Below are 11,151 nucleotides of genomic sequence, written 5' to 3' on the forward strand. Positions count from 1 at the left end.
TGATGAGCTGGCAGCCTGAGTTCACAGGTAAAATACTCTCCAGGAAAACCGGGGCGGTTCAGAAAGGAAGGTGCGACCACAATTAATAACAAAATCTTAAAAATTGCACATGGCACTATTAGTTTTCTAAATATTGTGTATTTTTTGTATTGCAGGATGACCCTGTAACGAAGTTTGCGTAACAGCATTTTGCTCTACGAGTTTGCCAGCCTCCCCCAGTGGCTGGCTTTTTTATGTCTGTAGCGTCAAAGCAGCAATGTCGCTGGGGCGTCGTGCAATTGGCGTTGAGCTGGAGACTGAACGTTTTGAGCAGACGGTCAGGGAAGTTCAGGATTTAGTCAGTCAGAACGGATGATATTGCAGGATTAGTTACGTACCGTTATTATCCTGCGCCCGGCCCTTTAGCTCAGTGGTGAGAGCGAGCGACTCATAATCGCCAGGTCGCTGGTTCAAATCCAGCAAGGGCCACCATATCACATACCGCCATTAGCTCATCGGGATAGAGCGTCAGCCTTCGAAGCTGGCTGTGCGGGGTTCAAGTCCCCGATGGCGGTCCATTATCAGCATCATGCGTTGTTAGCTCAGCCGGACAGAGCAATTGCCTTCTAAGCAATCGGTCACTGGTTCGAATCCAGTACAACGCGCCACACCACACTTATCTGCCCTGACTCTCTTTTGCGGGCTTTTTATTACAGGAAAGACACCGGACAGTGAAATGTTAAATGCCTCACAATTCAGGTAGTCGACTGTTGCCTGACATGCTGAGCGTTTGTTAAAAAAATCCTGCATGATGAATCCCCCTGGGCGGCGGGGCATAATGACAGATGTTTGGTTGCGTATTGTATAGGCAAGTTGCGGATTCTGTCTGGTCATTGCAGAATTCACCGGGAGGCACCCGGCATCATGCTGTATACAGAGATTAGGCATATATCCAGGCTCCTCATCGCAGGAGCCTTTTTACATGCAAAAAAAGCCCGAGTAGGTTCGGGCAACAGCATGAGATACTTGCATTGTCATTTTTATCGTGTGGATTTTAACCAGGGTTTATCAGGCTGCGCAACTGCGTGGCCTTTTTTCATTTCTTGGGCTGTAGTCCCCGTGTGTCATTCAGGCTTCCGGACTACAGCCCACTCCATATCTGATTTAATACACTATCCCGGCCGGGAGGAATAATGACATTTAAACATTATGATGTTGTCAGGGCGGCGTCGCCGTCAGACCTTGCGGAAAAGCTGACACACAAACTGAAAGAGGGCTGGCAGCCGTTTGGTAGTCCGGTGGCCATAACCCCTTATACCCTGATGCAGGCGATTACAGCAGAAGGTGATGTGATGGTCAGTGGTGCAACTGAGCCGGATTGGTACTACGTCATCGTACTGGCCGGGCAGTCCAATGCCATGGCTTACGGTGAAGGGCTTCCGCTTCCGGATTCATACGATGCGCCCCATCCGCGCATTAAGCAACTGGCCCGTCGTAACACAGTGACTCCCGGTGGTGAAGTATGCGTATTTAACGACATCATTCCTGCTGACCATTGTCTGCATGATGTTCAGGATATGAGTACGATTAACCATCCCCGGGCTGACCTGAGCAAAGGGCAGTACGGCTGTGTCGGACAGGGCTTACATATTGCCAAAAAACTGCTTCCGTATATCCCTAATAATGCGGGGATCCTGCTGGTACCATGCTGTCGTGGTGGTTCGGCATTCACCCAGGGCACGGAGGGGACATTCAGCGAGTCCACGGGGGCCAGTCAGGATTCGGCTCGCTGGGGAGTGGGTAAGCCGTTATATCAGGATCTGCTTTTCCGCACGAAGGCAGCATTGCAGAAAAACCCGAAAAACGTTTTGCTGGCGATATGCTGGATGCAGGGGGAATTCGATATGACGAATGCCAGTTACGCCCAGCAGCCAGCAGCATTTCTTGCAATGGTACAGCAGTTCCGTGCTGACCTTGCCGGGCTGGCGGCGCAGTGTCACGGTGGAAGTCCGGCATCAGTCCCCTGGATTTGTGGCGACACGACATACGCGTGGAAACAAGAACACGGTACGCAATATGAAGTGGTATATGGTGCATATAAAGGTAAAGAATCCCAGCAGATTTATTTTGTTCCCTTTATGACCGATGGTAGCGGAGTTAATACACCGACAAACAACCCGTCAGAAGATCCTGATATTGTCGGGTCTGGTTATTACGGTTCGGCATCCCGAACGAACAAAAACTGGGTATCATCAAATCGCCCGACGCATTTCAGCTCATGGGCGCGTCGTGGCATTATTCCCGATCGTATGGCAACCGCTATTCTGAACGCAGCCGGGCGCACCTCAGCCTTCATCAGTGGTAAGGCACCGGAAATCAAACCCTCGCCCGGCGGCGACACGCCATCGGGTCCGTCTACAGATACGTCCGTTCGCACAATCTCCCTGCTGCCGACAGCCGGAGAGGCTGCTGCGCAGGGCTGGACCATTAAGGACGGCGGAATTCAGTTGTCGGGTGGTGTATTTAAGATCGCCAAGCAGAGCAATAAAACCTGGTCCCTGACGCGCCCGGTGGATGACGCAGTCTCCCTGCTGACACGGGGTGGCAGACTGAGCTGTAAGTTTCGACTGTCAGGCGCACTGACCAACAATCAGTTCGGTCTGGGAATTTATCTGTATACCGATGTAGCGTTACCTGACGTCGTGGCGATGACGGGTACCGGTAACCCGTTCCTGATGTCGTTCTTCACCCAGACCACAGACGGCAAACTGAATCTGATGCATCACAAGAAAGCAGGAAACACAAAGTTGGGCGAGTTCGGGAATTACAGTAACGACTGGCAGACGCTGGAGCTGGTGTTCACCGCCGGCAGTGCCACGGTTACTCCGAAACTGAATGGAGTGGCTGGCCCGGCATTCCAGGTCATAAAAGACAGTCTGACACTGGGGCTGAATGCGCTGACGCTGACGGATATTACCAAAAATGCAGCGTATGGCGTTGAGATAGAAAGTCTGGTGCTGGAGATAAATGCACCGGCATCATCATAAAAAGTGAGCCAGTCAAATGGAAGGTATCGTTAAACTCACCGGTAGTGTCAGTGGGTCGTCTGAGATGCCTGCATGAGTTATCAGAGCCATCAGTACTTAACTGGTGGCTTTTTTTATTGTTGTCAGCTTCCGGATAACGGGAGACGGGGTATGTACCAGATGGAAAAAATCACAACAGGTGTGTCATACACCACGTCAGCGGTGGGAACGGGCTACTGGTTCCTGCAGTTGCTGGACAGGGTTTCCCCGTCTCAGTGGGCGGCAATAGGCGTGCTGGGAAGTCTGCTGTTTGGGCTGCTGACATATCTGACTAACCTGTATTTCAAAATCAGAGAGGACCGGCGTAAGGCCGCCCGGGGAGAGTGAATAATGAACCATGAAGAAATGAATCAGCGCTTCAGTCGCCTGGAAAATGAAATTGCTGAACTGAATAAAAAACTGTCGACGCTGATGCATTCTGAAGATGAAAAAAAACGCCGCGATGAGCAGTTTGCTGCGTTTGACGATTATTGTCGGAAAGTGATGAGCAAAAATCTCGCAGAGTGTTTCAGTATTCATAATGATAATTTCAGTGAGCTGGAATGGGAGTGTAACCGGCCATCCTTTGTTGTATCCGGTGATGCCGGGAAAATAACCATCTCAGAAAATGGGAAAGTAACACCTCCATCGCACCAGCACAGTGAGGAGCTCATTGAATTTGCCATTGATTACCTGAAGAACAATAAAAAGCAGGGGCTGATGAAGCGCGTTGGCCGTTGCATGGGATATCTTCAGGTAGCCGCTGAGATTGAAGCGCTGGCCAGTGGTGCTGATAAGGATGCAATTGTGCGGGAGGCTCTTCTTCGTGATTTTAATACTCCACCCTTTAAAAAAGTGCCGGCTTACTGGCTTCATCCGGGGCTGACTTATCTTAAAGTGCGTATTTAGTGGGCCAGGGACAGCGGCTGAATATTTAATATATCCATGAACACCAAAATCAAATACGGCCTGTCGGCTGCCGTTCTGGCGCTGATTGCCGCTGGTGCGTCTGCGCCTGACATTCTCGACCAGTTTCTGGATGAAAAGGAAGGCAATCACACCACGGCATACCGTGATGGTGCAGGTATCTGGACCATCTGCCGTGGTGCCATCATGGTGGATGGCAAACCTGTCGTTCCGGGCATGAAGTTGTCGAAGGAAAAATGCGACCAGGTTAACGCCATTGAGCGTGATAAAGCGCTGGCGTGGGTGGAGAAAAACATCAAAGTGCCATTGAGCGAACCCCAGAAAGCGGGGATCGCGTCATTCTGTCCGTACAACATTGGTCCCGGTAAGTGTTTCCCGTCGACGTTTTATAAACGAATTAATGCAGGTGATCGCAGGGGAGCGTGTGAGGCGATTCGCTGGTGGATTAAGGACGGTGGCAGAGACTGCCGTATTCGTTCAAACAACTGCTACGGTCAGGTATCCCGTCGTGACCAGGAGAGCGCGCTGGCGTGCTGGGGTATCGACAGATAAGCAGAATATTTTGCTGAAAAATAAAGCATGGCCACGCGGGCGGATAACATGAAATCCTGCGAACTGGCGAAACGTAAGTGAATAAAAGTAAAAACCCCGTTTGTTGGCACCAAGCGGGGTTTTGTGTTTCCTGACTCCGGAAAAGTCAAAGGAGAAAGTGTGTTTGATTTTAGCAAACTGATTCGGGAGATTCGAGTGATGGCTGAAAAATTATCCACCTGGAAGTTCATTCTTATCTGGCTGGTGTTTGTGATTATGGCCTCCGGTTATTTCATCGGTCAGATACGCTGGTGGTGAAATGAACCGCGTACTGTGCGTGGTCATCATTGCCCTGCTGGTGGCCTGTGGTGCGCTTAGTCTGGGGCTGAATCATTACCGTGATAACGCCATTACCTACAAAGCCCAGCGCGACAAAAATGTCAGAGAACTGAAGCTGGCGAACGCGGCAATTACTGACATGCAGATGCGTCAGCGTGATGTTGCTGCGCTCGATGCAAAATACACGAAGGAGTTAGCTGATGCGAAAGCTGAAAATGATGCTCTGCGTGATGATGTTGCCGCTGGTCGTCGTCGGTTGCACATCAAAGCAGTCTGTCAGTCAGTGCGTGAAGCCACCACCGCCTCCGGCGTGGATAATGCAGCCTCCCCCCGACTGGCAGACACCGCTGAACGGGATTATTTCACCCTCAGAGCGCGACTGATAATAATGCAAAAACAACTTGAAGGGGCACAGCTATACATTCGAGAGCAATGCCTCAGATAAAAACCGGCCAAGGATAATCCGCTGAAGATTCGCCGGTGGCTAAAGTGTGCCAAGAGTTCAATTTACGCAATTACTCCTGTCGATGCTATGCACCGTCTTTGTGAAGTCAATGGATACCTGATTTATTTCTGTGCGCTGTATCGTCGCTGTACTCTTGCATTAATTATGACTGTAGCCTGACGGGGAACTCCTTCTGCACAAGTGTGGGGGAATAATCAAAAACGATGCACACCGGGGTTACCGGGTACACATATTTCATCATGCCAGCGAGTCCGGTTCTGGCACGGAAGAAACCGGACGTTATGATTTAGTGCGGAAATATTTGTGTAGTGTTCTGAATGTTCTCAGTAAAGAGTAATGAATTATCAAAGGTATAGTAATACCTTTTGTTTTCGTGGATATTTGTAATCCATCTGAAAACCCCTGCTGTAGCAAGATTTTTCCTGTATTCGTAAAATGATAACTCTCCTGATTTGAATCCTTTTAAGGTGGCTTCTATAAGGCATTTATTTTTTGAAAATCTTACATTTACAACCTTACCCTGTCCTTTTATTAAAACCGTATTATCGTTTTCAAGAACAAGATGAATATTCTCTGTGGCTAAATAGTAAATGTAATGTGAGACATTGTGACGTTTTAGTTCAGAATAAAACCAGTGATAGTTTAAATTATTTCGCACTTTATCGAATATTTGTTTAAAAATGGCAACCTGAGCCATTGTAGTACCTTCCATGTGATATGAGGGGGCGTAGTCTGCACGATTATCTAAATTGCTTCAATCTGGTCTGACCTGTTTTCTGAGCAATTCAGTAATGTCACTCTTTTCTTTGTTTGCTTCAGGCGAAACTCTTTTTACTGAGCACAGTCTCCGGCGGCAGGCTTCAATGACCCAGGCTGAGAAATTCCCGGACCCTTTTTGAACAAGAGCGATGTTAATTTGTTCAATCATTTGGTTAGGAAAGCGGATGTTGCGGGTTGTTGTTCTGCGGGTTCTGTTCTTCGTTGACATGAGGTTGCCCCGTATTCAGTGTCGCTGATTTGTATTGTCTGAAGTTGTTTTTACGTTAAGTTGATGCAGATCAATTAATACGATACCTGCGTCATAATTAATTATTTGACGTGGTTTGATGGCGTAGATGCACGTTGTGACATGTAGATGATAATTATTATCATTTTGCGGGTCCTTTCCGGCGATCCGACAGGTTACGGGGCGGCGACCTCGCGCGTTTTCACTATTTATGAGATTTTTTGAGGGGGTGGTTGTTGTTTAATTGTTTGGTATATCTAATTGATAAGTAAGGTGAAAATAAAATAAATACAACAACCTTACGATGTGTTTTGATGTCGTCAATGCAAAAAATGTCAATGATATCAAATGGTTTTGCAAAAACACATGGTTGTTGTTTCGCTTTTTATCGATGACTTATGGAGAGGAGATGGCCTTTTTATTGAATAAAAGTGATATGGCCTCCTCCATCGGTATCTCTGTTCAGGCATTTGATAAATGGGGCGTTCCTCCTGTTGAACGTCGGGGGAGGGAAGTTTTATATGACGTTAAAACTGTACTGGAGATAGATCGCGAGCGGCGACAACACAATCAGAGAACACCTGATGACGGGGGAGAACTGGAGGAAAGGCTGCTTCGGGCCAGAGCTGAACTGACAGAAGAACAGGCTGTAGCTCAAAAACTTAAAAATCAGGTAACCGAAGGTAAGCTCATCGATTCAGACTTCTGCGTTTTCGCCCTCAGCAAACTGGCGATGGCATTGTCCAGTACGCTTGATTCCATTCCGTTATCCATGCAGCGACAGTTCCCGGATTTAACGCCACGTCATATTGACCATCTGAAAACCCTTATTGCAAAGGGGGCAAATCAGTGTGCGCGGGCAGGGGATAAATTACCGGATTTACTCGATGAATATATCAGAGCAACAACTGAATAATATGATGGCTGCCGTTTCGGTTGCGCTGCAGCCTCTGGTCAGGGTTGTACCAATGACGGCAGTTGAATGGGCTGATCAAAATTATTATCTGCCTAAAGAATCTTCATATGGTGAGGGAGAATGGAAAACGCTGCCATTCCAGATCGCCATTATGAACTGTATGGGTAACGACCAGGTTCGCACGGTTAACCTGATTAAATCTGCCCGTGTTGGCTATACAAAGATGTTGCTGGGGGTGGTCGGGTATTTTATTGAGCATAAATCCCGAAACAGTCTGCTTTTTCAGCCCACGGATTCTGCCGCTGAAGATTTTATGAAGTCTCACGTGGAGGCGACGATTCGGAACGTGCCATGCCTGAAAGACCTTTCCCCATGGCTGGGGCGTAAACATCGTGACAATACTCTCACGCTGAAACGCTTTTCATCGGGCGTCGGTTTCTGGTGCCTGGGCGGCGCTGCCGCCAAAAACTACCGTGAAAAATCCGTGGACGTGGTCTGCTATGACGAACTTTCCTCGTTCGAGCCGGATGTCGAAAAAGAGGGCTCGCCAACCCTGCTGGGGGATAAGCGTATTGAGGGGTCGGTGTGGCCAAAATCCATTCGCGGCTCGACGCCTAAAATCAAAGGCACCTGCCAGATCGAAAAAGCCGCTAACGAGTCGGCGCATTTTATGCGTTTTTATGTGCCCTGCCCGCACTGTGGGGAGGAGCAGTATCTGAAATTTGGCGATGAGTCCACGCCTTTTGGGCTTAAATGGGAGAAGGACAGCCCTGAAAGTGTTTTCTACCTCTGTGAACATCATGGCTGCGTGATCCATCAGTCTGAACTGGACCAGAGCAACGGGCGGTGGATCTGTGAAAACACGGGCATGTGGACCCGTGACGGTCTGACGTTTTTCAGCGCCCGGGGTGATGAAATTCCGCCGCCGCGCTCCATCACGTTCCATATCTGGACGGCGTACAGTCCGTTCACCACCTGGGTACAGATTGTCTATGACTGGCTGGATGCACTGAAAGATCCCAACGGCCTGAAAACCTTTGTGAACACCACGCTGGGCGAGACCTGGGAAGAGGCCGTGGGCGAAAAACTCGATCACCAGGTACTGATGGATAAGGTGGTGCGTTACACGGCGGCGGTGCCTGCCCGGGTGGTTTATCTGACGGCGGGCATTGACTCGCAGCGAAACCGTTTTGAGATGTATGTCTGGGGATGGGCTCCGGGAGAGGAAGCCTTTCTGGTGGATAAAATCATCATTATGGGGCGTCCTGATGAGGAAGAGACGCTGTTACGTGTGGATGCGGCGATCAACAAAAAATACCGCCATGCGGATGGCACCGAAATGACTATTTCCCGTGTCTGCTGGGACACCGGGGGGATCGATGGTGAAATTGTTTATCAGAGATCAAAAAAACACGGTGTTTTCCGGGTGCTGCCGGTAAAAGGCGCATCTGTCTATGGCAAGCCGGTGATCACCATGCCAAAAACCCGCAATCAGCGGGGCGTGTATCTGTGTGAAGTGGGAACGGACACCGCAAAAGAAATTCTCTATGCCCGTATGAAAGCCGATCCCTCGCCTGCGGATGAAGCCACGTCGTATGCCATCCGTTTTCCTGATGATCCGGAGATTTTTTCGCAGACAGAGGCGCAGCAACTGGTGGCGGAAGAGCTGGTGGAGAAGTGGGAAAAAGGAAAGATGCGTCTGCTGTGGGATAACAAAAAGCGGCGTAACGAAGCGCTGGACTGCCTGGTGTATGCCTACGCGGCATTACGTGTGTCCGTGCAACGCTGGCAGCTTGATCTGGCTGTACTGGCAAAATCCCGGGAAGAAGAGACGACCCGGCCAACCCTGAAAGAACTGGCAGCGAAGCTGTCCGGAGGAGTGAATGGTTACAGTCGCTGAACTGCAGGCGCTGCGTCAGGCGCGCCTTGATTTATTAACCGGTAAACGGGTGGTGTCTGTCCAGAAAGATGGTCGCAGAATTGAATATACGGCGGCTTCTCTGGATGAGCTTAACCGGGCGATCAATGATGCGGAGTCGGTACTGGGGACAACCCGGCGTCGCCGTCGTCCGCTGGGAGTGAGGTTATGAAACGAACGCCTGTCCTGATTGATGTGAACGGCGTTCCGCTTCGTGAGAGTCTCAGCTACAACGGGGGCGGTGCAGGATTTGGCGGGCAAATGGCGGAGTGGTTGCCACCGGCGCAGAGTGCCGATGCAGCCCTGCTGCCTGCGTTGCGTCTGGGGAATGCCCGGGCAGATGATCTGGTGCGCAATAACGGAATAGCGGCCAATGCGGTGGCACTGCATAAGGATCACATTGTCGGGCATATGTTTCTTATCAGCTACCGTCCGAACTGGCGCTGGCTGGGGATGCGGGAGACCGCAGCAAAAAGCTTTGTCGATGAGGTGGAGGCGGCCTGGCCGGAATACGCCGAAGGGATGTCTGGCGAGATCGACGTGGAAGGAAAACGCACGTTCACGGAATTTATCCGTGAAGGTGTGGGCGTTCATGCGTTTAACGGCGAAATCTTTGTGCAGCCGGTCTGGGATACGGAAACCACGCAGTTATTCCGTACGCGTTTTAAAGCCGTGAGTCCGAAACGGGTGGACACGCCAGGACACGGTATGGGGAACCGTTTTCTGCGGGCCGGGGTGGAGGTCGATCGATATGGCCGTGCCGTTGCGTACCATATCTGTGAGGATGATTTTCCTCGCTCCGGGAGTGGACGATGGGAACGGATCCCGCGTGAACTTCCCACCGGGCGTCCGGCCATGCTGCATATTTTCGAGCCGGTGGAGGACGGGCAGACCCGTGGGGCCAACCAGTTTTACAGCGTCATGGAACGGCTGAAGATGCTCGATTCCCTGCAGGCAACACAGCTTCAGTCGGCCATTGTGAAAGCCATGTATGCAGCGACGATTGAAAGTGACCTTGATACCGAAAAGGCCTTTGAATATATCGCCGGTGCGCCGCAGGGGCAGAAGGATAATCCGCTTATTAATATTCTGGAGAAGTTCTCCACCTGGTATGACACGAATAACGTGACGCTGGGTGGTGTCAAAATTCCGCACCTTTTCCCCGGGGATGATCTGAAACTACAGACTGCGCAGGATTCAGACAATGGATTTTCGGCGCTTGAACAGGCGCTGCTGCGGTATATCGCCGCCGGTCTTGGCGTTTCCTACGAACAGTTGTCCCGTGATTACTCGAAGGTCAGTTATTCAAGTGCCAGGGCCTCTGCCAATGAGTCGTGGCGCTATTTTATGGGGCGGCGAAAATTTATTGCGGCCCGGCTGGCCACGCAGATGTTTTCCTGCTGGCTGGAAGAGGCACTTCTTCGGGGGATTATCCGTCCGCCACGGGCGCGTTTTGATTTTTATCAGGCGCGATCAGCCTGGTCACGGGCAGAGTGGATTGGTGCCGGAAGAATGGCCATTGACGGGCTCAAGGAGGTTCAGGAATCGGTGATGCGCATTGAGGCCGGACTGAGCACGTATGAGAAAGAGCTGGCGCTGATGGGCGAGGATTATCAGGACATTTTCCGCCAGCAGGTCAGGGAATCTGCAGAGCGGCAAAAAGCCGGACTCTCACGTCCGGTGTGGATAGCGCAGGCGTATCAGCAGCAGATAGCGGAGAGTCGCAGGCCGGAAGAGGAGACAACACCCCGTGAGACGTAATCTTTCACACATTATTGCCGCAGCATTCAATGAACCGCTGCTTCTGGAGCCCGCCTATGCGCGGGTTTTCTTTTGCGCGCTCGGGCGCGAGATGGGGGCAGCAAGTCTTTCGGTACCACAGCAGCAGGTACAGCTTGATGCTCCCGGAATGCTGGCTGAAACGGACGAGTACATGGCCGGAGGGTAAGCGGCTCGTCAGAACCGTATTGATATTTACTGAGAGCTCAGATCAACTTTCCAGGG

At 50.7% G+C, this 11,151-nt stretch carries 12 protein-coding genes, 3 tRNA genes and 2 pseudogenes; 15 read left to right on the forward strand and 2 right to left on the reverse strand.

Features of this window, described 5'->3' with window-relative positions; genetic code table 11:
* Positions 1–241 precede the first annotated feature (241 nt).
* From A7090_RS04570 to A7090_RS04610, 10 genes and pseudogenes are all read left to right on the forward strand, one after another.
* Positions 242–355: pseudogene (locus tag A7090_RS04570) on the forward strand (DNA methylase); the annotation flags it as partial.
* 40 nt (positions 356–395) lie between these two features.
* Positions 396–471, forward strand: a tRNA-Ile gene (locus tag A7090_RS04575).
* Between the two features lie 9 nt (positions 472–480).
* Positions 481–557, forward strand: a tRNA-Arg gene (locus A7090_RS04580).
* A 13-nt stretch (positions 558–570) separates the two neighbouring features.
* Positions 571–647 (forward strand) — tRNA-Arg (locus tag A7090_RS04585).
* Positions 648–1,172: 525 nt separating this feature from the next.
* The gene (locus A7090_RS04590) at positions 1,173–3,026 is read left to right on the forward strand and encodes an SASA family carbohydrate esterase (protein WP_000143004.1); all 1,854 of its coding nucleotides are present in this window, start codon (positions 1,173–1,175) and stop codon (positions 3,024–3,026) included.
* Between the two features lie 150 nt (positions 3,027–3,176).
* Positions 3,177–3,392 (forward strand): class II holin family protein, encoded by a 216-nt coding sequence (locus A7090_RS04595; protein ID WP_000284510.1) that lies wholly within the window; start codon positions 3,177–3,179, stop codon positions 3,390–3,392.
* Between the two features lie 3 nt (positions 3,393–3,395).
* Complete coding sequence (locus tag A7090_RS04600; RefSeq protein ID WP_001015161.1) at positions 3,396–3,953, forward strand: hypothetical protein; 558 nt, start codon at positions 3,396–3,398, stop codon at positions 3,951–3,953.
* A gap of 36 nt (positions 3,954–3,989) precedes the next feature.
* Positions 3,990–4,523, forward strand: coding sequence for a lysozyme (locus tag A7090_RS04605; protein ID WP_001092893.1), 534 nt, complete (start codon positions 3,990–3,992; stop codon positions 4,521–4,523).
* Positions 4,524–4,682: 159 nt separating this feature from the next.
* Positions 4,683–4,820 (forward strand): hypothetical protein, encoded by a 138-nt coding sequence (locus tag A7090_RS26110; protein WP_000459345.1) that lies wholly within the window; start codon positions 4,683–4,685, stop codon positions 4,818–4,820.
* A gap of 1 nt (position 4,821) precedes the next feature.
* Positions 4,822–5,286 (forward strand): lysis protein, encoded by a 465-nt coding sequence (locus A7090_RS04610; protein ID WP_001082537.1) that lies wholly within the window; start codon positions 4,822–4,824, stop codon positions 5,284–5,286.
* A 307-nt stretch (positions 5,287–5,593) separates the two neighbouring features.
* Here the strand turns inward: A7090_RS04610 and A7090_RS04615 are convergent, their stop codons facing one another.
* Entirely contained in the window at positions 5,594–6,004 is a 411-nt protein-coding gene (locus tag A7090_RS04615) for a DUF1398 domain-containing protein (RefSeq protein ID WP_000079508.1), read from the reverse strand.
* A gap of 57 nt (positions 6,005–6,061) precedes the next feature.
* The gene (locus A7090_RS04620) at positions 6,062–6,295 is read right to left on the reverse strand and encodes a YlcI/YnfO family protein (RefSeq protein WP_032189194.1); all 234 of its coding nucleotides are present in this window, start codon (positions 6,293–6,295) and stop codon (positions 6,062–6,064) included.
* A 427-nt stretch (positions 6,296–6,722) separates the two neighbouring features.
* Between A7090_RS04620 and A7090_RS04625 the strand changes: the two genes are divergently transcribed.
* The 5 genes and pseudogenes from A7090_RS04625 to A7090_RS04645 all read left to right on the forward strand — a co-directional run.
* The gene (locus tag A7090_RS04625) at positions 6,723–7,229 is read left to right on the forward strand and encodes a terminase small subunit (protein WP_001405844.1); all 507 of its coding nucleotides are present in this window, start codon (positions 6,723–6,725) and stop codon (positions 7,227–7,229) included.
* Positions 7,201–9,129 carry a phage terminase large subunit family protein gene (locus A7090_RS04630; protein ID WP_032205109.1) on the forward strand — a complete coding sequence of 643 codons (1,929 nt, stop codon included), beginning with the start codon at positions 7,201–7,203 and terminating at the stop codon, positions 9,127–9,129. The genes A7090_RS04625 and A7090_RS04630 overlap by 29 nt, the downstream gene beginning before the upstream one ends.
* Positions 9,113–9,319, forward strand: a complete 207-nt coding sequence (locus tag A7090_RS04635) for a phage head-tail joining protein (protein ID WP_000259002.1) — start codon at positions 9,113–9,115, stop codon at positions 9,317–9,319. Before A7090_RS04630 ends, A7090_RS04635 begins: the two co-directional genes overlap by 17 nt.
* On the forward strand, positions 9,316–10,908 hold the full coding sequence (locus tag A7090_RS04640) for a phage portal protein (RefSeq protein WP_105273207.1): 1,593 nt from the start codon (positions 9,316–9,318) through the stop codon (positions 10,906–10,908). The genes A7090_RS04635 and A7090_RS04640 overlap by 4 nt, the downstream gene beginning before the upstream one ends.
* Positions 10,898–11,092 (forward strand): annotated as a pseudogene (locus A7090_RS04645) (S49 family peptidase); the annotation flags it as partial. The gene A7090_RS04640 and the pseudogene A7090_RS04645, both read left to right, overlap by 11 nt.
* Between the last annotated feature and the right edge of the window lie 59 nt (positions 11,093–11,151).

This window comes from Escherichia sp. MOD1-EC7003 (assembly GCF_002965065.1).
Taxonomy (GTDB): Bacteria; Pseudomonadota; Gammaproteobacteria; order Enterobacterales; family Enterobacteriaceae; genus Escherichia.